18 protein-coding genes are annotated in these 21,901 nt (G+C 58.2%); 7 read left to right on the top strand and 11 right to left on the bottom strand.

Going from position 1 to position 21,901, the window contains the following annotated elements; all coding sequences use genetic code 11:
• The 3 genes from tssI to D8U70_RS15005 all read left to right on the top strand — a co-directional run.
• Positions 1–1,955: type VI secretion system tip protein TssI/VgrG (gene tssI / locus D8U70_RS15015; protein ID WP_130929190.1), on the top strand; the 1,955-nt coding region annotated here is incomplete at its 5' end.
• Positions 1,952–2,785, top strand: coding sequence for a DUF4123 domain-containing protein (locus D8U70_RS15010; protein WP_163032976.1), 834 nt, complete (start codon positions 1,952–1,954; stop codon positions 2,783–2,785). The genes tssI and D8U70_RS15010, both read left to right, overlap by 4 nt.
• Positions 2,786–2,804: 19 nt before the next feature.
• Positions 2,805–5,309: a LysM domain-containing protein gene (locus D8U70_RS15005; RefSeq protein WP_130929189.1), complete on the top strand. Its 2,505-nt coding sequence runs from the start codon at positions 2,805–2,807 to the stop codon at positions 5,307–5,309.
• Between the two features lie 35 nt (positions 5,310–5,344).
• On the opposite strand, the gene D8U70_RS15000 is transcribed toward D8U70_RS15005, so the two are convergent.
• The 3 genes from D8U70_RS15000 to D8U70_RS28025 form a co-directional block, all read right to left on the bottom strand.
• Complete coding sequence (locus D8U70_RS15000) at positions 5,345–6,337, bottom strand: SUMF1/EgtB/PvdO family nonheme iron enzyme (protein ID WP_130929188.1); 993 nt, start codon at positions 6,335–6,337, stop codon at positions 5,345–5,347.
• A gap of 248 nt (positions 6,338–6,585) precedes the next feature.
• Positions 6,586–7,344: an SUMF1/EgtB/PvdO family nonheme iron enzyme gene (locus D8U70_RS14995; RefSeq protein ID WP_241664666.1), complete on the bottom strand. Its 759-nt coding sequence runs from the start codon at positions 7,342–7,344 to the stop codon at positions 6,586–6,588.
• Positions 7,345–7,359: 15 nt separating this feature from the next.
• Complete coding sequence (locus tag D8U70_RS28025) at positions 7,360–7,578, bottom strand: hypothetical protein (protein WP_241089708.1); 219 nt, start codon at positions 7,576–7,578, stop codon at positions 7,360–7,362.
• Between the two features lie 205 nt (positions 7,579–7,783).
• Here D8U70_RS28025 and D8U70_RS14990 point away from each other — a divergent pair, with 205 nt between their 5' ends.
• Positions 7,784–8,611, top strand: coding sequence for a glycosyltransferase (locus D8U70_RS14990; RefSeq protein WP_110646491.1), 828 nt, complete (start codon positions 7,784–7,786; stop codon positions 8,609–8,611).
• A 323-nt stretch (positions 8,612–8,934) separates the two neighbouring features.
• Here the strand turns inward: D8U70_RS14990 and D8U70_RS14985 are convergent, their stop codons facing one another.
• The 6 genes from D8U70_RS14985 to D8U70_RS14960 all read right to left on the bottom strand — a co-directional run bounded on the left by D8U70_RS14985 (position 8,935) and on the right by D8U70_RS14960 (position 14,376).
• Positions 8,935–9,519 (bottom strand): hypothetical protein, encoded by a 585-nt coding sequence (locus tag D8U70_RS14985; protein WP_024012461.1) that lies wholly within the window; start codon positions 9,517–9,519, stop codon positions 8,935–8,937.
• Between the two features lie 86 nt (positions 9,520–9,605).
• Entirely contained in the window at positions 9,606–9,806 is a 201-nt protein-coding gene (locus D8U70_RS14980; protein WP_130929187.1) for a hypothetical protein, read from the bottom strand.
• An 11-nt stretch (positions 9,807–9,817) separates the two neighbouring features.
• Positions 9,818–10,060 carry a hypothetical protein gene (locus D8U70_RS14975; protein ID WP_041478609.1) on the bottom strand — a complete coding sequence of 81 codons (243 nt, stop codon included), beginning with the start codon at positions 10,058–10,060 and terminating at the stop codon, positions 9,818–9,820.
• 137 nt (positions 10,061–10,197) lie between these two features.
• Positions 10,198–11,265 carry a lipocalin-like domain-containing protein gene (locus D8U70_RS14970; RefSeq protein WP_130929186.1) on the bottom strand — a complete coding sequence of 356 codons (1,068 nt, stop codon included), beginning with the start codon at positions 11,263–11,265 and terminating at the stop codon, positions 10,198–10,200.
• Positions 11,255–13,726 (bottom strand): ABC transporter permease, encoded by a 2,472-nt coding sequence (locus D8U70_RS14965; RefSeq protein ID WP_130929185.1) that lies wholly within the window; start codon positions 13,724–13,726, stop codon positions 11,255–11,257. The genes D8U70_RS14970 and D8U70_RS14965 overlap by 11 nt, the downstream gene beginning before the upstream one ends.
• On the bottom strand, positions 13,723–14,376 hold the full coding sequence (locus tag D8U70_RS14960) for an ABC transporter ATP-binding protein (protein WP_076567429.1): 654 nt from the start codon (positions 14,374–14,376) through the stop codon (positions 13,723–13,725). Before D8U70_RS14960 ends, D8U70_RS14965 begins: the two co-directional genes overlap by 4 nt.
• 138 nt (positions 14,377–14,514) lie before the next feature.
• Here D8U70_RS14960 and D8U70_RS14955 point away from each other — a divergent pair, with 138 nt between their 5' ends.
• Entirely contained in the window at positions 14,515–16,488 is a 1,974-nt protein-coding gene (locus D8U70_RS14955; protein WP_130929184.1) for an alkyl sulfatase dimerization domain-containing protein, read from the top strand.
• Positions 16,489–16,825: 337 nt separating this feature from the next.
• Here D8U70_RS14955 and D8U70_RS14950 read toward each other — a convergent pair whose 3' ends face one another.
• Positions 16,826–17,677, bottom strand: a complete 852-nt coding sequence (locus tag D8U70_RS14950; RefSeq protein WP_130929183.1) for an AraC family transcriptional regulator — start codon at positions 17,675–17,677, stop codon at positions 16,826–16,828.
• Between the two features lie 97 nt (positions 17,678–17,774).
• Here D8U70_RS14950 and D8U70_RS14945 point away from each other — a divergent pair, with 97 nt between their 5' ends.
• Positions 17,775–18,719, top strand: coding sequence for a LysR family transcriptional regulator (locus D8U70_RS14945; RefSeq protein ID WP_130929182.1), 945 nt, complete (start codon positions 17,775–17,777; stop codon positions 18,717–18,719).
• Positions 18,716–19,735 (top strand): AraC family transcriptional regulator, encoded by a 1,020-nt coding sequence (locus tag D8U70_RS14940; RefSeq protein WP_130929181.1) that lies wholly within the window; start codon positions 18,716–18,718, stop codon positions 19,733–19,735. The genes D8U70_RS14945 and D8U70_RS14940 overlap by 4 nt, the downstream gene beginning before the upstream one ends.
• Positions 19,736–19,875: 140 nt before the next feature.
• Here the strand turns inward: D8U70_RS14940 and D8U70_RS14935 are convergent, their stop codons facing one another.
• Complete coding sequence (locus tag D8U70_RS14935; RefSeq protein WP_130929180.1) at positions 19,876–21,573, bottom strand: sulfatase-like hydrolase/transferase; 1,698 nt, start codon at positions 21,571–21,573, stop codon at positions 19,876–19,878.
• Positions 21,574–21,901: the final 328 nt, after the last annotated feature.

Genomic DNA, 21,901 nt, shown 5'->3' with positions numbered 1-21,901 from the left:
AGCTGGTCAGTGAGCAGCCGTCGCTGGACCTCGAAACCCTGCTGCACAAACCGGCATTTCTGCAGCTGTCGCCTGACGGCAGCGGCATTCATGGCCAGATCTATCGCGCCGCGCAAGGCGATTCCGGCAAGCGTCTGACCCGTTATTCGGTGACCCTGCGCCCGCAACTGGCGTATCTGGCGCACCGCATCAACCAGCGTATCTTCCAGAACCTCAGCGTGCCGAAAATCATCGGCCAAGTGCTGGAAGAGCACGGCATCCAAGGCAACGCCTACGAATTCAAGACCGGCTCGATCTATCCCGAACGCATCTACTGCGTGCAATACGACGAGTCGGATCTGCACTTCATCCAGCGCCTGTGCGAAGAGGAAGGCATTCACTACCACTTCCAGCACAGCGCCACGGCGCACAAGCTCGTTTTCGGCGATGACCAGACGGTGTTCCCGAAACTGGCACCTGTGCCCTATCAGCAAGACTCGGGCATGGTCGCCAGCAACCCGGTGATCAAGCGTTTCGACCTACGCCTGGAAACCCGCACCAGCCGCACCACCCGCCGCGACTACGACTTCGAAAAACCGCGCCTGACCCTGGAAAGCGAAAACCGTGGCGACGCCCTGCCCGACCTCGAAGACTACGATTACCCGGGCCGCTTCATCGACCGTGAGCGCGGCAAGCACCTGGCCAAACGCGCCCTCGAACGCCACCGCAGCGACTTCCAGCTCGCCGAAGGCAAGAGCGATCAGCCGTTGCTGGTCAGCGGTCATTTCCTCGCCCTGACCGAACACCCGAAAGCCAAATGGAACGACCTGTGGCTGCTTACTGAAGTCCTGCACGAAGGCAAGCAGCCGCAAGTGCTCGAAGAGTCGGTGACCAGCGACACCACCGCACTCAAAGACGATTTCCACCAGGGCTACCGCAACCGCTTCCAGGCCACGCCATGGGACGTGCCCAACCGCCCGCCGCTACGCCACCCGAAACCGCGCATTCTCGGCAGCCAGAGCGCGGTGGTCACCGGCCCGAAAGGCGAAGAAATCCACTGCGACGAATACGGCCGAGTCAAAGTCCAGTTCCACTGGGATCGCGAGGGTCAGGCCGACGACAAGACCAGCTGCTGGCTGCGCGTCTCCAGCGCCTGGGCCGGCGCCCAGTACGGCGGCATCGCCATCCCGCGCATCGGCATGGAAGTGCTGGTCACCTTCCTTGAGGGCGACCCCGATCAACCGCTGATCAGCGGCTGCCTGTACCACAAGGAAAACACCGTCCCCTATCCACTGCCGGCGAACAAGACCCGCAGCACCTTCAAGACCCTGAGTTCGATGGGTGGTGGCGGCTACAACGAACTGCGCATCGAAGACAAAAAAGGCCAGGAACAAATCTACCTGCACGCCCAGCGCGACTGGGACGAGAACATCGAGCACGACCAGAAGATCCGCGTCGGCAACGAACGCCACGACACCGTCGAGCAAAACAGCTACAGCGAATTCAAGGCCGAAGAACACCACACCGTCTACGCCGACCGCAAAGTCGAAACCCGCGCCAACGACCACCTCACCGTCGGCGTGAACCAGCACATCAAGATCGGCACGGGCCAGTTCATCGACGCAGGCCAGGAAATCCACCTGAGCAGCGGCATGAAAGTGGTGATGGAGGCTGGTGCCGAACTCACGCTGGTCGGCGGTGGCAGTTTTATCAAGATCGATGCTGGCGGCGTGACCATGAGCGGGCCGGTGATCAACATGAACTCCGGCGGCAGCCCTGGCGTTGGTACGGGCGCCGCGCCGTTGATGCCGGGACCTTTGAAACAGGCAGATGCAGATAAGGCTGGGCAGGTAGTGAAACCTTCGCTCGGTTCGTTCAAAGCTCAATCGAAGGCAGGCGTCTTGCTGCCCACTCCATCATGTCATCTGGATGCGAGCGGTCATTGCCCGATCCACCAACCCGGTGCGTCGACATGATTGAGTCCATCGAATCGCCGTTCAAACAGTCCACGACGACAGGCGCGATGTGTCTGATTCTGGACAGAAGCTTTGATGCGGATCTGCTCAGTCACTTGTTCCAGAGTGACGAACAGTACCGCCCCAGCTGCCTTCCACTGTTCACCAATACCCGCTACGCAGACTTGCAACCAGCAGGCCCATACGTCGTCCTGTATCCGGAGAGGCAAACCGTTGCTCCCTACGTCAGCACTTTGCTGGAGCAGTCTGATGCAGGTTGCGTCGCCTGGTTAAGCGACTCCGCTTTGCTGGATCAGGGCGTGGAACACTGGCGCAGCTTGCTGACCGTGCGCACCGACGAAGAACCGCAACAGATGATGCGTTTCTTCGATCCGCGCTGGCTCGAACCGTTGCTGCTTGCACTCGACGAGACCGAAAGAGCGCAGTTCATGGGGCCGTTCAGCGCGCTGGCATGGCGTAACGAGATTGGCTGGCGCTTCTACGCAAAACCTCCTCACACCCCGCCGACGGCCAAGCAGCCACCGGCATGGCTATACGTGGGCGAAGAACGTCAGGCATTGATCGAACAGGGCCGGCTCAGAGTCATCGCCACGCGCTTCGCGGACGATTACCGCGAGGTTCTGCCGACGGATGACCGCGTCGAGTTCGTTCATCGCCAGTTACTGGCCGCAAAAGATACGGGATACGAGCAAATGGCCGATCAGGAGCGCTGGCTTCGCGTAGCGATCCAGCGTGGCGACCGATTCTGGAAGCAGCCGCCCGCCACCGAGTTGCTCGCGCGTGACGACATAGCGCTCGGCGACAAGCTGACTCAACTGGAAAGCCTGTGAATCACAAGGACGATGAGCAATGAGCACCACCTACACCGTTAAGAGCGGCGACACTCTTGGCAGCATTGCCGCCGCCAACAAATGCTCCGTGGCCGATCTACGAGCGCTGAATCCGATCATCACCGACCCCAACCACATCAAGCCTGGATGGGCGCTGCAATTGCCGGCAGCCAAGGTTTTGCCGCCGCCGAAACACGCCGAGAACAAGAGCACCACAGCCGTCAAAGGCGCAGTCGAATGCCAGGATGAACTGGTCGACGTCATCCACATCACCGGCGACGATCACTTTTACGTGCTGACGGAAAAAGAATCGAAAGAGCTGCAGAAGCAATCCGACCTCGTCAAAAAACTCATGGACGAGCTGCACCAGAATCTCGCCAAGGCGACCGAAGCCAGGCTGTGCGCCAAGACCAAAGATCCGCAAGCCAATTGCACCTGCACGCGCTGCATCAAGGATGCCTGGAACGCCAAGGCTGAAGAAGCCGGGCTGCTGCAGCGCTCGCCTCCGGTTGTGGCAAAACCGAAAGCTGTCATCGAGCGCAAGGAAGACCTGCAAGGCCAATTGGCGACGGTGCAGAAGGCCCGCGATTGGTATCAGCGTTACACGCCCCAGCCGGCTTTTGAAGGCAGCTATCTGGAAACCAACTGGGAGGGCTTGCGCGCTAACAAAGTCGCTGAACTGAACGCCGAGATTCAATCGCTGCGCACCCGCATCGCCGCGCAAGGCAAAGCCGAAGCTGGCGACAGCTCTACGAGTGCCAGCGGTGCAGCTCCGGATCTCAAGCACGGCAAAGGCAAAGGCACCGAGACGCAAAAAGGCAAGCAGGTCAAAACCGGCATCACCGTCGTCGAGTACATCTCCTTCAGCGATCCGACCCGACGCCACTACATTCCAGTGCGCACCCGAGAAGAATTCACCTGGCGGGTCAAAGTGCCGACCACCGTGATGCGTGGCAAACCGCTGGATAAAAATCTGGCCAAGGATTTGCTCAAGGACATCCGCACTGCTGTCAGCGATGGCCGCAAGACCAGCCCGCTGGGCAGCCTCGAGGCCAAGTTCACCTCTTGGACGAGCAAGGACGACAACCTACTCAACGCCCTGCATAAAGAATGCTCGTGGACATCCAACGAAGCCGACTCGGCCAAATACGCCGTATCGGCCGAAGCTCACGCCTTTCGCTTTGCCGCAACGGCCAGCGCCGGGATCAACAGCTGGGAGCCCGGCAAAGGCAACGTCGAAGTCGGCGTCAAAGCCAGCGCCGCCATCTCGCTGGCTGAAGGCTCGATAGCGCTGAAGAGTTACTTTCCGGATCAGGGCGGTTACGTGGTGCGCATGCCGTACCGCAACGCCGAAGGCAAAGAAGTCGTCAGCGACATCGGCATCTTCCGCCTCGACGGCAAGGTCGAGCTATCGTGTTTCGCTGGCGCGACGGCCCAAGGCCAAGCTGGCGTCAAAGCCCAATACAAACCCAAGGAAGTAGAAGCCTCCGGGGCAACAGCTCTGCTAAGCCCGCCCGACATGGCCGTCGACAAGAAACGCGGCGGCAGCCTGGGATTGAAAGGCAACGCCTTTGCCGGCGTGCAAGGCGGAGGCACCGTCACCGGCACGTTGAAGTGGCTTGATTCAACCAAACAAGGGGTCGGCAAGATCGTCGCAGGACAGGCGAACGACAGCGGCAGCACAGACTGGTCGAGCCTGGTGGAGATCAAGGCTGAGGGGAACGCGGCGCTGGGTATTGGGGCTGGTTTTGATTTTGGGATTGAGATTACCGAAAACCGTTTGGCAATAAATTGCAAAGCGAGTCTGGTTTTCGGCCCTGGCGCAGGAGGCGGTTTTGGTACAGCAGTCGACCTCGAAAAGATCGGTGACCTGATCTACGTCTTCTGCAATGCTCTATCAAAGGCAGATTTCCATTACCAGCTAGCTGTAACTGAAGAAGCATTTGAATATATGGCTAGAGGTCTTTTCCAGATTATCAGCCAACCCGGCGAATCCATAGGCAAAGCATTTTCAAACAGCGCCAATGATATGAGACTCTGGTGGAAAAAACGAATTGCAACCAAACAGGAAGCTCAGACCACCGCCACTTACTTACTAAAAAATAAAACCGTTAAAGTAAATAGCAAAAACATTCCAATCAGTCTGCTACCCCCAGAAACAGTCGGGCCGATCATCTATCTTCTAACAGAAAGCTTTGTTGAAAGCTGGTCCGAAGAGCAGGAAAAAGCTGTTGTATTTTTGCTCTCTCACATCCGCACTTGGCGACAATTCATCCATATATTAGAAAACTGCTCAAAAGACGGAAAAAAAGTCGATCCAATGAGTAGCTTGAATCGCATCAATGCCCTGCTCGATGGGCATGAGCAAATGCAATTCAATAGTTTTATTAAAGCACTTGCAGCAAATATTGAAACAGCATCCGAAAAAACAGTAATGATTGCTTGGCAGCCAGGCCAATCATGGAGAAAAGAAAAAACACTGCTAGCGGCCCGGAGAAGCGGGCTATTTGACAGGATAGCCTAGCGCGGAGGGCGTCGCAGACGCCTTCCGAACAGTTATCAAAGCGGACTGCTGGACTGGATTGCGCACCTAAAGCTAGTATCGCTGGAATGATATTTTTGTACTAAATCTTGTGGCCAACGCCGCACCAGTGGAGCTGCTGACAGCGGTGCCTCCAAAGTTGTAGATCCTCTCCTGATTTTTCTGTTCCCAGATTCGGGGCCCTGAGGATTTTCCAGGGGGGAAATTTTGTAATAATCTTCAGCGTACCAGTCATTTACCCAATCGGTTGAGTTCCCAGCCATGCCATAAAACCCTAGAGGGTTAGGCGCAAATCGATTAACTGGGAAATTCTCCTGTTCATTTTCAAAAGGAAAGTTCTTTCCGTAGTCAAGGCTTCCAGTGTCAGTTGGAAAAAGTATATGTTTTCCACGATTGCGAGCCGCGAATTCCCACTGAGCCTCCGTCGGCAAGTCCACTTCGTAACCACTTAAAGACCCTATCCACTTACAGTAATCTTTTGCCTCCTGCCAGCTTTGAGTTGGAGCTGGAAGATCAGGCAAATATAAATCTTTTAGATCTTCACGCTTTCGATCATCTTCATCATAAAGAGGCTTTCCATTGGCAACAAAAAAAAGATCAAAATCCGCCAACCTAGCCTGATACTTCGAGAGATAGTAACTGGTCAATTTTACAGGATGGACGAAATCATCATTACCTTTGCTACTGATATTACAAAGCTGCTCCGGCTCCTGCCCACAAGGCCAGGTACAAACATCTCTTTCATCGTATTCACAAATCCAGCCAAAGTCGCCCATATCAAACTGGCCACCTTCGACAAAGACCATGTTGTCAATTGACTGGACCACGGTGTTGAGAACCTTGTCACGAAGCTCGGCCGAAAGATCAGGATATTTCGTTTTTACGGTCGCTGCGATGGAGGCCACCTTTTCGGGCGACAAGGTTTTGCTAGGCGGCAGAGGACCTGATTCAGCCTCACAGCCGACCAAGAGCATCAAGGCAGGAAGGGCAAGCAAAAACTGACGTAACACAGGCAATATCCTTATAAGGTGCGTCTGACTTACAAACATACCATCGCCCGGCAATACTACAAAATAACAAGTCCGTCAGCGAGCTCAACGCGTGTATGAACAATGCTCCTGGACATTAAACGAGGCCGAGGCAATGCCTTCCGCTTCGCCGCTGGGGTCCGCGCCGGATCAATGGCTGGGAACCTGGCAGGGCAATATCAAAATGAAGATTGAGCAACGGCGCCAGCGGCACCATCGCGATACCAGCCTCACAGTTTTTCAGCAGTTTGTACGGAGCACCGGAAGCCAGTGCCAGGATAGTAGGCATCTTGCTGCGGATTATCAGGCCAGCGTCGGACAACGGAAGCGGCGGACATGGGGCCTTCAGGATAATACGAACCACGTTTGACCTTATAGACTCCTGTTTCTGGCCCCCGTGGATTCTCCCTTGGAGAATGCCGATAGTAGTCTTCGCCGTACCAATCGTTGACCCAATCAGTGGCATTTCCTGCCAACCCAAAGACCCCCAATGGATTGGGAGGAAATCGATCGATTGGAAAAGTTTGCCCCCCTCCTTCATTTGGATAGTTCTCTCCAAAATCCAAACTACCCGTATCGGTAGGAAAAAGAATGTGTTTGCCGCCATTCCTAACCACGAATTCCCACTGCGCTTCTGTAGGTAAATCTATAGGGTACCCGCTGAGTTCGGCCAACCATACGCAATAATCCTTCGCTTCTTGCCAACTTTTGGTGAAAGCAGGCAAGTCCGGTTGATAGCGAAACTTTAAATCCTCTCTTTTGCGCTTTTCGGAGTCGAAAAGCGGCAGTCCTTTGGCGTTAAAAAATAAATCAAACTCTTTCAATGACACTTGATATTTTGAAAAATAAAAACCGCTCAACTTAACGAAATGAACGAAATCATCATTACCATCACGGCTGATATTACAAAGCTGCTCCGCCGCCTGCCCGCAAGGCCAGGTACAAACATCTTTTTCATCGTATTCACAAATCCAGCCAAAGTCGCCCATATCAAATTGGCCGCCTTAAACGAAAACCATATTGTCAATTGACTGCACTACGGTGCTCAGAACCTTGTCACGAATTTCGGCGGAAAGGTCAGGGTGTTTCGTCTTGATGGTCGCTGCGATGGAGGCCACCTTTTCGGGCGACAAGGTTTTGCTAGGCGGCAGAGGACCTGATTCAGCCTCACAGCCGGCCATCAGCATCAAGACAGGAAGGGCGAGCACAAGCTGACGTAACACGGGCAATATCCTTATAAAGGTGCGTCAAAGGTCAAATATACCGTTGCGCGACGAGACTACAAACCATACCCCGACCTTGAACACGATCGCCGTTGCCCATCACGAATCTCTGCTGAGCCGCCAAATTAAGCTTCACCTAAGCTTCCCCCGCTAGCATCCCGGCTCATCAACCTGTCGTCTTGAGCCGTGGATGAGTCCCTCCGACATGAAAGCCTTTGATCTACCTACCCGACCGCATCCCAACTTCAGTCTTGTTCTGGTCAATTACAAAACCCCGGACATCACCCGCATGTGTCTGGAACTGTTGCGCGAGCATGTCCAGGCGCAGGGCATTCCAGTGTGGGTGGTGGATAACGATTCGGCGGATGCCAGCCTCGATTATTTGCGTTCGCTGGACTGGATCAATCTGATCGAGCGGCCGTCGCCGGGCAAGGAAATGGGGCATATTGCCCATGGCAAGGCGCTGGATCTGGCCTTGGCGAAAGTTGAGACCGATTACTTGTTTCTGCTGCACACCGACACCTTTGTCTACGACATGGAAGTGTTTGCGATGATGATGCGCGAATGCACCAAAAGTGCGGACATGGCGGCGGTCGGTTGTGTCGAGCAACTTGATCGTGGGTTACTGCGTGATACCTGGCGTTTGACTTCGCGGTTCTGCAAACATCATGTTCGTCGACTCAAAGTTCATCTTGGCCTGCGTTCAAAACCGCCACGCCCGTATAAAGAAACCCATTTGAAAAGTTTCTGTACGCTGTGGAATGCGCGTTTGATGAAGTCGCTGGGGTTGCACTTCTGCATGGATGAGGAGGTGCCTGGTTACACGCTTCAGGATCGAATGGTCGGGTTGGGCTATGGCGTCAGGTTCCTCTCGCCGCGGAAGATTTTCCGCTATCTGGATCACATCCAGGCCGGGACCGTCGCGGCGGCAGGCACTTATGGCAAGGATCATCGCCGTACAAAAATGTACCAGCAGACACTCAAGCGCTTGCAGGGGCAGCATGGCAAAACCGGTATGCAAGCTTCGACTTGATCGAAAACAATTAAAAAGGGCGACTGCAAAGTCGCCCTTTTTGCTTGCAGATTCTGTATACAATTTTCGTCAGTAGTGGAGTTCGCCCAGTGTTACGGCCTGGCAATCCTTGCACCGGTAAAGAGCCCTGACACTGGGCGAACGCCGAGGATTTTAATTCAAACAAGTGGGCATGTCGTCATGGGGAAACATGAAATTTTTGCACTGAAAAGTTAAAAACTGTGTTTTGCCGATTTATCCCGGGAATTGTCTTACAAAAAACTTTATATGATTGCTCTCATACATAAAGTTGTACAAGAGCAATAAACTTGTAGAGCTAATACTCAACTATCGTGCTGACTGGTCACTTTCAGGATATCGGTATAAGTGACAATAACGCTCTGCCCTACTTTCAGATCTTTCAACTTGGCCTGAATCTCCGGCTTCTTCACATCGAGCGTCTTCGATTGTCCGGATGGATTTTGGAGGGTGACCTGATTGGTCTTCAAATCAATTTTGCTGATTTTCAGCTGCACCTGAACCTGACGATAGGCCTCGCCGCCCGGGTTATCGCTGCCCGGGGCCTTGCGCAGTTCGCCAGTGCGCTCGGTGGTGCCTGGCAAACCTTTATCTACATCGGTGTCGAGATAAGCGGCGACAGATCGCTGCACCTCGATCTTCACCAGGTCCCCTACTTTGAGATTGGCAAGATTTTTCGCTTTGTCGCTGAGCTGAACGTGGACCTGACGTCCTTCGGGGCCTTCTAGCACGACCTGGTGATTGGCCGGGTCGACAGCGAGCACTTTGGTGGTAACGGAATCGGCCTCAACGACGGCGGATAACGGAATGTCGGCAGCCAGAGCGCCGAAACTCGTGACAGAAAGCAGCGTTGCGAGAGTGATGGCCTTGGCCAGAGCGTCGAGCTTCATATGCATTACTTTCCCTGTGATGAAATGGCGACACCCGCCACCGAAAACACTTCAGCGGCGGGCGTGCCAGTGAGCATAGACGCTGTTCAGGGCTTGACTTGGGTTTGTGGGCCTCGGGTGTTTGGCTTGGCGGTCTCCTGCGCAGTGGATTCGCCACTCGGCGTGCCTTTGCCGCTGTCCTGCCGCTGCTTGGGATCGGTCGGGCGCAGCGCATCGTTATCGCGTTCGGTTTCGCCGGCCGGGCGTGGTTCGTCGGGATTGTCGTTCTGGTTGATGGTGGTATTCATGGCAGGAGTCCTCAGGCTTCGGGATCTTCGAGTTCGCGGGCGACGTTGACCTCGGGTGACTGCTTGTGCAGATCATCGGCTTTGGCGCGCAACAACTGCCATTGCTCAAGATCAATCGCGCCTTGGCCGAGCAGGTCATCGGCGATGCGCTGCAGATCGAAATAGTGGGCGTCGGGCGATTGCTGCCAAAGCGTCTGATCGTCGAACAGGCGTTGCCAGGTGTTGAGGTCTGGGAGTTGCACGTCGTCGCTCATGGGTGAGTCCGAAAATGGCGGGTTTCTGGGTAGAGCGGAGAGCGCTGCTGAGAGTTCCAGTCAGTTAACTCAGCGGTCACAGCGCTGACGCTTTCGGGAGCAGGCTCGCTCCCACAGGGAAGAAAGCGGTGCCGCCGTTAATACCCGGTCATTTCCAGATAGCCCTGGCCAGGATGGCTGCCATTGATCTTCACCGGCCCTTCCCAGTACGGAATACGCAAATCCATCCAGGCATTGCGGTTGATCGCGTCAACGCTGATATCGAGTTGCTTGTCGGGAATGCGGATCGACCATTTCACCGGCATCGGTCGATCAGCCACCTTGGCCGTATCCTGCGGCACGAGGCTGATCTGCTCGCGGTGCAATGTCTGAATCTGCCCGTCAGCGGCGATCCAGGTGCCGGTCAGATAAGGTGCGCCGTCCTTCTGCCGCATGCGATAAAGCATCACGTGTTCGCCGCTATCCAGATGCAGCGAGAACCAGTCCCAGCCCGTCTGGTTGGCAGTCAGCGGTTGGCTGCTCCATTCGCGATCAAGCCACGCCGGACCGCTGACGGTGTAGGTCTGGCCGTCGATCTGCAGCGTGCCGCTGGCCTGGAAAAATGGCTGGCTGTAGTAATACGAGGCCTGACCTTCTTCGGATTTCTGGCTGAAACCGTTGTCGCCTTGCAGCACCAGCGGGCGGCTGGAGGTGAGGCGCAGTTGATAAGCGAAATTCTTGTCACGAGCACTGAGTTGCATATCGCGCAACGGATCCTGCGCCTGACTGGCAAACATCCAGTCATCGATCCACGCTTCGAACGGCGCCAGGCGCACGCCGGCCTGGCCTACTCCGCCCCGGGCGTAGCGCTCGGCGGCGTGGTGCACCGAGGGCGAAGTGACCGCCGCATGGCCCAGCCAGATCGTTTGGTTGCCCCAACCGGCCTGCTCCGCGACGGGTTTCAGGGCGCTGCGAAACAGCGTCCATTGCACGCCGAAATCATTGCCCTGCTGATCCTTGAGATTGGCGGTGACGTACCACCACTCGATGCGAAAACCATCATGCGCGCCGTGATCGGCGGGGAAGCTGAATACCCGACCGGGCACCACCGGGGTGAACGATTGCGCCTGATCGCCCATGCCGGCAAAACCCTTCTCCTCGGGTGCAGGCTGATCGCAGCCACCGAGCAGCAGCGCAATCATCAGCACGAGCCATTTAGTCCTCATGGGCAAACGTCCTCAGCAAGTCCGCCGGTTGTGTGCGGTACAGCGAATACAGCGGCCATGCCGAAGCCAACAGAGTCGCCAGCAAGGCCAGGCCCATCAGTTGCAACAACTGCAACGGAAACACCCGCAACGGCAAGCGCCAGCCGAATGCCTGCACATTGATCACCGCATCCAGGCACCACGCCAAAGCAATGCCCAACGGTAGCGCCAACAGCAACGTCAATACGGCGAGCAGCCAGGTCTGGCCGAGGTTGAGCAGCATCAATTGTTTGCGCGTCACGCCCAGCGCCCACAGCGGTGCGAGCTGACTGAGGCGACTCTGGCTCTGGGTCAGCAGACTGATGAACAGCGCCACGCCAGCCACGGCCAAGGTCAGGCTGTTCAACGCCGCCGTCGCGGCAAAGGTGCGTTCGAAGACCTGCACCGACCAGCCCTTGAGCCGCGCCTGATCGACGATGCGGTTGTCATCCAGCGCAAAGCGCGCCTGCAAGGCGTTGAGCAGCGCCGGAATCTGCGCTGGATCGATACGCAAATTGAAGCGGTTCGGCGTGAGTTGCGGCCAGCCGCGCAGCAGGTGCTCACTGCTGATCAGCACGTGCCCCTTCGGATTGCCGTAGTCGGCGTAGATGCCGACGATGCGCGGCGACCATGTGCCGTTCGGCGTGGGAATGTTCAGATGCTCGCCCGGCTTCACTTTCAGGCGTCGCGCCAGTTGTTCGCTGAGCATCACCGCATCGTCCGTGGCCAGTTTGCCCCACGGATCGCTGCCACTGCTGTCGAGCAACGGCCAATGCCGGCGATAGTAGGAGTGGTCGATGATGCCGTAGACATCGGCCGGCCAGCCTTGCAGCGTCACCGAAACCTGCCAGTTGGGCAGCACAGCGGTCACGTCGGGCTGCTGCTTGAGCCAACTGTGCATCTCGCGGGCCTGCGCCGGGTTGGCCGGGTTGACGTACAACTCGGCGCTCAGGCGTTGTTCGAGCCAGTCGTTGAAGGTCTGGCGAAAACCGGCGGTCATGCTGCCGGCGCCGATATTGGCGGCGAGCGCCAACAGCAGCGCCATCAGCGCCAGACTCAGGGCTGGCAGTTGCTGGCGGCAGTCGGCGAGAAACCATTGGCCGAGCACCGAACGACTGCGCCCGAGCAACGGGTTCAACAACGCGCTGAGCAACACCGGCAAGGCCAGCGCGGCACCGAGCAACAGCCCGGCCATCAGCACGAAACCGCTGCTCAGGCTGTCGCCCCAGATCAGCGCCGCCAGCGCAATTGTCAGCAGCGCTGTCGCCAGCCAACCCTGTCGGCGCAACCAGCGCGAATACTGTTGATGCCACGCCTGCGGATCAGCCACCGCCAGCAACGGCAGGCGCGCCGCCCGCAGCAGACTGTTGGCCCCGGCCAGCAAGGCGCCAAGCAGGCTCAGACCGATGCCGCTGAACCACCACCAGGGACTCAGACGCAACTGCCCCGCCACTTCCGCGCCATACAGACCGCGCAGGCTGGCGGCGACGTCCGGCAGCAGAACACTGGCCAGCCAGTAGCCGCTGATCACACCGAACAACCCACCGATCAGCGCCAGCACACCTAGTTCAACCACCAGACACGCGATCAGCATTCGCGCACTGACGCCGCAAGCACGCAATGTGCGCAGCAAGCCTCGGCGCTGTTCCAGAGCGAGGCCGATGGCGGCGTGGACGATGAACAGGCCGACCAGAAATGACAAAAATCCAAGGGCATCAAGATTGAGGTGAAAGCTCTCGGTCAGCCGCGCGAGATTGTTTTCTTCTCCGCTGCTTTTGAGCTGCAAGCGATCGGTGAAACTCGCTGGTAATTCTTGATGAAAGTCCTTGGGCAGCAGCAGTCGCGACAATTGCTCGGGTTGGTCGAGCAGGCGTTGCGCTGCGCCGATGTCGACCAGTAACAGGCCCGGCGCCATGTCCTTCTGCGCGAGCAGCGGCGGCAGGGTCTGGCCGTTCACGGTTTGCGCTGTTTCGCCTTCGCGCAAGCCGAGCAGTTGCATCGTGTCCGGGGAAATCCAGGTGCTGCCCGGCGGGCTGAAAAATTCGACGATGCGCTCGATCGGCATCGCCTGCCCGGCTACTGCCGAATCCGACGGCAGCGACACCGGCTCGATGCCCATCACCTGAATCCGCTGGTCTTCGTGACCCTTGAGCGTCAGCCGGCCCTGCAACACCGGCGACACCGGCCAGCCCTGACGGCGCAATTCGATAAACCAGCGCTGGGTAAACAGTGCCCCATTTGGCGTGCTGAGGCTGGCCTGTGGTTCGCCGCCGATCATCTGGCTGGCCCGCGCGTAGCTGTCGCGCGCCTGACTGTTCAGCGCCTCGACGCCGGTGAGCAGACTGGTGGCCAGCCACAGCCCGGTCAGCACACTGAAAAACTGCACGGGATGACGCCGCCAGTGGCTGAGCAGCGCGCGCAGGGTTTGCCGCCAGATCATCAGGCGACCCGCCCGTTCGACAACACCACGCGCTGAGCCAGACGCGCCGCAACGCGCTGACTGTGAGTGACCATCAACAAAGTCGTCGGCGTGTCATCGAGCAATTCCAGCAACAGCCGCAGCACTTCATCGCTGGTCGCTTCATCGAGGCTGCCGGTGGGTTCATCGGCCAACAGCAATTTCGGCTGCGAGGCCAATGCGCGGCCCAATGCGACTCGTTGCTGCTGACCGCCGGAGAGTTGCTCGGGGTACCGCGAGAGCAGATTGCCCAGACCCAGACGCTGCACCAGATGCGCTTGCCAGCGCGGCTCATGGCGCCCGGCCAGGCGCGCCTGAAAGGCCAGATTGTCTTCCACGCGCAAACTGCCGATCAGGTTGAACTGCTGAAACACCAGACCGATTTCCGTGCGTCGCCAGTTGGCCAGTTGCGCTTCGCTCATGGCTTCCAGACGATGTTCGCCGCTGCGAATACTGCCGCTGTCGACCTTGTCCAGCCCCGCCACCAGATGCAGCAGCGTGCTTTTGCCACTGCCCGATTCGCCCATCAGCGCGAGGCTGCCACCGGCCTCCAGCGTCAGGTCGACGCCTTGCAGCACCGGCAACAATCCCTGTGGCGTGGCATAGCTTTTGAAAACGTCGCGAACCTCAAGCATGGGCAAACCCGATCAGTGAACCTGGGCCTAGGATAGCGGCCCTGAATGGTTTTTGTCCGCTGATGATCATCGTCAACCTAGCGCCGCGCCTTAAGCTGCTGGCTGTTCGGCCATAACGATAAAAAACCGGAGACACCCATGCCCCGTTTCATCCTGAGCCCGCGCGGCCTGCTGACCTGCCTGATCACCGCTTGCCTGAGCCAACCGTTGCTCGCTGCTGACGGTCCGGTTGCGCCGAGCATGCAAACCGCCGCAAGCAACGCTGCCGTCCTGCAAACCCTGCCTTTCAGCGACCGCACCGATTTCGAATCCGTCAGCAAAGGCTTGATCGCACCGTTCAAGGGTCAGATCAAGGATGCCGCCGGCAAAGTCATCTGGAACGTCAATGCCTATGACTTCCTCGCCAAAGACAAGGCGCCGGAATCGGTCAATCCGAGCCTGTGGCGGCTGGCCCAGCTCAATGCCCACGCCGGCCTGTTCGAGGTCAGCCCCAAGCTGTATCAGGTGCGCGGCCTCGACCTCGCCAACATGACCATCATCGAAGGTGACGACGGGTTGATCATCATCGATCCGCTGACCATGGCCGAAACCGCCAGGACGGCGCTGGATCTGTACTACGCCAATCGCCCGCGCAAACCGGTCGTCGCGGTGATCTACAGCCACACTCATGTCGATCATTTCGGCGGCGTGCGCGGGGTAATCGACGAGGCCGATGTCAAGTCCGGCAAGGTCAAGGTCTACGCGCCGGTCGGCTTCATGGAACACGTGATGAGCGAGAACGTCATGGCCGGCAATGCCATGAGCCGCCGCGCGCAGTACCAGTTCGGCAGCCTGTTGCCGCGCAGTGAAAAAGGTCAGGTCGATGCCGGCCTCGGCAAGAGTGCGCCCAGCGGTGGCACGGTCACACTGATTGCGCCTACCGATCTGATTGCCGAGCCGTTGGAAACCCGCACCATCGCTGGCCTGCAAGTCGAATTCCAGCTGACCCCGGGCACCGAAGCGCCTGCGGAAATGAACCTTTATCTACCGGAGTTGAAAGCCCTGTGCATGGCCGAAAACGCCACGCAGATGATGCACAACATCCTCACCCCGCGCGGTGCGCAGGTGCGTGACGCCAAAGCCTGGTCGCAATACCTCGACGACAGCCTCATGCGCTACGGTGACAAGGCCGACGTGCTGTTCGCTCAGCACAACTGGCCGACCTGGGGTGGCGAGCGGATTCGTACTCTGCTCGCCGATCAGCGCGACATGTACGCGTTCATCAACGACCGCACCTTGCACTTGCTCAACCAGGGCCTGACGCCGCTGGAAATTGCCGAAGCAATCAAGAAACTGCCCGGCTCGCTCGATCAGAAGTGGTACACCCGAGGCTATTACGGCTCGCTGAGTTTCAATACGCGCGCGGTGTATCAGCGCTACATGGGTTTCTACGACGGCAACCCGGCCAACCTCAATCCGCTGCCCCCGGTCGATGCGGCTAAACGCTCGGTCGAGGCCATGGGCGGTACCGCGTCGGTGCTGGAGAAAATGCGCAGTGCGATGGCCAGCGCTGACTACCGATGGGCCGCGCAGTTGGGCAACCAGTTGCTGTTCGCCGATCCGGACAACGCGGATGCACGCAAGGCTCAAGCCGAGACGCTGGAGCAGTTGGGTTATCAAAGCGAGAACGCCACCTGGCGGAACATGTACCTGACCGGTGCGATGGAGCTGCGCAACGGCGTGCCGCCGCAGTCAGCCAATACCGTGTCGGTGGATATGGTCCGGGCGATGAGTCCGGAAATGTTCTTCGATTACCTCGCGGTACGCCTGGACAGCGACAAAGCCGTGGCCCATGACCTGACGCTGAACTGGACGTTCGACGATGTGCAAAAGGATTTCACCCTGACCTTGCGCAACGGCGTGCTGACTCACCGCGCCGGTCTGAATCCGGCGGCGGATGCGAGCGTCAGCCTGAGCCGCGATACGCTGGAGAAGATCAGCCTGAAACAATTGGACTTCCCGACGGCGATGCAAAAAGGGCTGGTGAAGTTGCAGGGCAATGGTCAGAAATTCGGATTATTGATGGGCAGCCTGGATACGTTCGGGCCGCAGTTCAATATCGTCACGCCGTAAGTCAAAAGCCCCTCACCCTAGCCCTCTCCCAAAGGGAGAGGGGACCGACCGAGTTGCATGTACGAGATACGCCGACGTGGGATAACGAGTTGAATGCAATTTTGAATAACACGCACATCAGCTCCCATGATTCATAAGCCCCCTTCCCGGAGAGAGAGGGGACTGACCGTGTTGGATGTACGAGATACGCCGACGTGGGATACCGAGTTGAACTCAGATTCCGAACGCCATGAAGATCGGCTCCCTTTCCCCCTCGCCCCCTTGGGGGAGAGGGCTGGGGTGAGGGGGTAAATCTTGTTGGCACCCTCAATAACGATCAATCACCTCAATCGTGCTTTCAACAAACCTGCCCCGGATTCAACCGAAACTGCTTCGGCGTAATCCCGAACTGTTTGCGAAACGCGCGGATGAAGTTGCTCGGCTGGCGATAACCCAGCCGCTCAGCTATCCGTTCGATCGGTTGATCACCCGCCGTCAGCCAGTGCCGCGCCATTGTCAGATTGTCCTCACGCGCAGGTGCGCGAGTTTCAACGTGCCAGTGACGCAGCATGCTCTGGTGCAGAAACGGGTTGGCGCCCAGCAAGGCCTGATCGAGGCTATATCGCGGCAAAGTCAGGCACAGCTGCTCGCCCTGCTCCACCGCGATGCCCACTCCACGCAGCCAGCCACCGGCCATTTGCGCCGGGCGCAGGCTGACACTCACAAACAAATATCCAGGCGCCCCGCCGAGTCGACGGGCAATATTACGCACCAGCGTTATCACTGCCGCATCCAGAGCGAAATGATGCAACTGCCCCTGCTGCGAACGCAGGCGCAAATGAGCCACGTCGCCCGCCTCGACCAGTTCCACCGCAACGTAATTGATCACCCTTGGCAAGCAGTCGATGAAGCACTTCAGACTGGCCCGCAAGGTCGCGGACGAGTCGAGCAGAATATTCAGTCCTTGCAGGCAATCGGTCGCCATCCCGTCGGCCAGTTCACAGCCAAACGTCGGCGCTACCCCTGACCATTCACACTCACGCCACAACTGTTCAACCGCTTGTGCGGCGATCAATTGATGCTGCCCGGCGAGCACTGACGGGCAGATCCCCACGCGCGCCATCAAGCGTTGCGGGCACAGTCCGGACTGGCGGGCATGCGCGAGAATCGTGCGGGTAAACGCGCTGGAGGCGAACAGAGACTGAGACATGAAGGCGTGCCATCGAAGAACAGGCGTGTACTTATGCCAGCGGACGTGCTATCGATCCAATGCATTAAAAGTATCCGCAAAATGCAGGAGACGCATGATGGATCTTCGCCAACTTCGCCATTTGGTCGCCCTCGCTGATTACCGCAACTTCGGTCGCGCCGCCGAGGCGATCAACCTCAGCCAACCGGCGTTCAGCCGCAGCATCCAGACTCTGGAGCGTGACCTTGACTGCGAGCTGGTCGAGCGCAGCAGCCGTGAGTTTCGCCTGACCGGGCAAGGCGAACTGGTGCTGCAACATGCGCGGCGCCTGCTCGCTGGCAGTCAGGCGCTGCACAACGAATTGACGCAATACAACGGCCTCACCGGCGGCGAACTGCAATTCGGTTGCGGCCCGTATCCGGCGCAAGTGCTGGTGCCGGAAGCGCTGGCCGACTTCATTGATGCGCATCCGGCGATTCGCACGCGGTTTCATCAGGGCGACTGGCAGCAATTGACGCTGTGGTTGCGCGAGCAGCAGATCGAGTTTTTCGTCGCCGATGCGCGACACTTTGTCAGCGATCCGCAGTATCAGGTGCACCTGCTGCGCACGCGGCCGGGACGGTTTTTCTGTCGCGCCGGCCATCCGCTCCTCGCGCAACGAGACCTGCGATTGCGCGCCCTGCTCGATTACCCGATCGTCGGCACGCGCATTCCACCGATGATCCGCAAGGTGCTCGCCGATATCCTCGGTGAGCAGGATTTCACCCCGAGCGTCGAGTGCGCACAATTTGACGCGATCCAGCGCGTAGTGCTGCGTTCAGACGCGGTGGGGCTCGCCACGCTTGAGGCCTTGCGTGAACAACTTGATCGCGGCCTGATCGAGCTGCTCGACTTTGTCGACGTCCCCCATGACGAGCCGGCGCTGCAACTGGGTTATGGCATCGTCAGCCGCGCCGGTTTTACCCTGACGCCAGCAGCGCGGGCGATGATCGAGGCGATCCTCAGCGTCGATCAGCGTTTGCTGGCGGCTAACGGAGCGACGGGAGACGCGCGCACAACATGAGCAAAACCCATCCGCAACCCGCCAACGCTTTTTACGCGCCGACCCTGCTGCCGGCCATTGAAGAATTGCTCGCGCGCGGCATTAGCCAAGGCGCAATCGAAGCACAACTGCGCCGCAGCCTGTTCGATCTGCGCACGCCGTTCACGCGCATGCCGCTGCTGATGTCACGGCGCTTCTGGGCGTTTGCCGTGGAACAGAGCGGCGATCCACTGATCGGTCTGGCGGCGGGTGAACGCTTCGTTTCGACGGCCACCAATGGACTGACCTATCTGTTCGATGTCGCCATGTCGCTGGAGCGTGCCTGTGAGTTTTTCGCCGAGTACTTTGCGTTTTTCAACGGACACTTCCGTGTGCAAATCCTGCGTCAAGATGACGGCGTAACACTGCGTCTGGTCGAAGCCGGCAGTCTTGACGCTCCGGCGGCGCTGACCGATTACATCCTCGTCAGCCTGTGCAGCCTGGTGCGACGCAAGTTGCTCGCCAGCGGCGTGCCCGGTGATCCGGTGCTGGGTGTGGCACTGGCATCGGCAAGCCGCGAGCAGCATCAATCGGCATTGCGCACCCCGGTGAGCGCAGAGCAGTCATGCGCGGCGATTCATCTGGATCCTCAGCTGTTCGTGATGCCGTTGACATCGGGTAATCCGGCATTGGAAACAACGCTTGTCGATCTGCTGGAGCAGACCCGCCGCCACAGTGAATCGACCTTGCTCGGACAGCTCAGCGATTTTCTGATCGAAGATCTGGCTTCAGCGGATTGGCAGCAGTTCTGTGCTACGCAGCATGTGCTTGAGCGCACGGCGGCAAGGCGCTTGAAGGCGTTGGGCTGGACTTTCAGCGAACTGCTTGATGAGCATCGCCGCTATCGGGCCGAGGACCTGTTGCAGTCCGGAGCGCTGGAGCTGGTCGAAGTGGCTGATCGGTTGGGTTACAGCGATGTGCAGGGATTCAACCGGGCTTTCGCGCGCTGGCTGGGGTGCGCGCCTGGGGAGTATCGGGCGCGGTGGCTGAAGCTTTGAATTGGCTGGTGTCAGTGCTGGCCCCATCGCTGGCAAGCCAGCTCCCACAGAGGCCAGTGCTGACACAGGATTTGTGAACAACCTCGAACCCTGTGGGAGCTGGCTTGCCAGCGAAGAGGCCCGCCCGAGCAACTCAAAACTCATTGCCCCGCAGCCACACTCGCCGGCGCCCGCTCAGGCGTCACGATGCTGCCCAGATCAATATGCTTCCACTCAGGCTTGGCGCCCAACCGCGCATTGAAGCGGTAGTTGAAGGTGAACTCATCCGCCGTCGGCACGCTCAGCGGTTTGCCATACACCGCTTCGATTGCGCCCAAGTCGTAGCCCATCACCTGCAACAGTGTCGGGAAGATGTTGTAGTGGCTGGAGCGGTCCTTGTTTGCTGGCAGATTCGCCGCCCAGTCCGGCGTCCTGAGGCCACTACCCTGAATCACCACCAGCGGCACCAGCCCCTCCTCTTCCACCGGGTCGCCGCCGCAATGAGTATTCAAGCCCGGGTTGCCGCGCTCGTGCAGATCCTGGCCATGATCGGAGGTGTAGATCAGCAGCGCGTTGTTCAGGTTGGCCTGGGCAAACACCCGGGCGAAAAACTCGCCGACGTTCCACAACAGCGTGTTCTTGTAGGCGTTGCGATACAGCACCCAGTCATCCGGCTGGCCGTTGAAACCGGTGCGTTCGCCAGTGTCGGCGACTTCAGTGAACTGTCCGCGGGGCAGCGTTGGCCGGTAGGCCATGAACGCGTCCGGGTACTTGTCATGCACCGGAAAATGCGCGCCGACCTTGTTGATCACGATCAGCTCGGGGCGATTGTCGTTGAGCAGTTCGATCAGCTTCGCCGCTGCCGCCATGTCGCGGTCGCGCACGCTGGTCTGGTCGAATTGCACGAAACTGTCGATGTCGTTTTTCTCAGCGGCGGTCATCAGGTTCTGCAGGTTGCCGGCGGTGCGCTGGGCGTCGATGTAGACCGTGCCGAGCCCGGCCTTTTTCGCGTACTGCCAGATCGACGGCAACGTGCTGTTGATGCGCCTGTAATCGGCGCGGGTGCCGCCGTAGCGCAGGGTGACGTTGGTGTCGGCGCTGCAATTGGCAATGGACGCGGCATAACCGAAGTTGAAGACATCGACCCCGGCCGGCGCTTGCTTGAGGTTGCTGTGCACGCCGAACGGCGCGTTGATGTCGAGGTAATTGCCGGAAATGCTTTCGTCGATGATCAGCACGATGTCATGACCGACGGCAGACGTGGCGCGCGCAAGCGTCACCGCTTCACGGGGGCCAACGGTATCGTGCAGCGCCTCGTAGGCAAACAGGTTCAGGTAGGCCAGCGGCGTGTACATGATCGGCAGACCGCGTGCGCCCTCACCCGCTCGTAGAAACAGCAATCCGCTGAGCATCAATACGCCGACGAGGGGCGCCGCGACTCGCAACGTGTTGGGAAAGAACAGCGCATGACGCGGTTTGAGTCCAATGCCGAACAACAGCAGCAAGCCACTGAGCACCGCGCGCAGGATCGCATCGCGATACTGATAGGCCGCTTCCTGAATGAAGCCGCCGGAGTACACCAGCGAGACAAAATCGCTGTACCTCAGGTAATCCGCGGTAACCCGTGTGTATACATCAAAAAAAACCGCTGCGGCAAACATCGTTAATGCGAATGCATGTCGAACGAGAGCCTGACGTATATAGGCAGTTAGATATAACGCGAAAGTAAGCGCCAAAAACATCGCGCCAAAAACAAGTACATTAAAACCCCACCCGATAGCATTTAACCGGTCCAGATAATAGTCGGAAAAGAGCAATAGATAGGCAACTAAGAGCAATTCCTTGGCGTATTTGAACATGGCGATACCGGCCGTCCGAAATGGGAGGTTGTCAAAGCTTTGTCGGTCAGAACCTGACACTAGCACCCGGCCATCAAAGCGCAAGAAATGACTGATAGCCGGGGAAAGCGTCAAAAAAACGGTGACTCAAATCTGACACACCCGCGGGGATGAAATCCTTTAATTTCGGGGACTTAGACCGTCTGTCGGTTAAATGGAATCTGAACAAATCTGCAGAGAAACAACAAATTCAATCGCAGCAATGACTTGATGGCCAATCGCCAAAAACGCCTCAAGTGTTATACCCGTGCAACATGTCATTTTGCTGACACGCTTTCCAAACCCTGCG

Origin of the sequence: Pseudomonas sp. Sample_20 (assembly GCF_004307585.1) — a bacterium.
Taxonomy (GTDB): Bacteria; Pseudomonadota; Gammaproteobacteria; order Pseudomonadales; family Pseudomonadaceae; genus Aquipseudomonas; species Aquipseudomonas atacamensis.
This window is presented reverse-complemented; position numbering and strand designations above follow the sequence as displayed.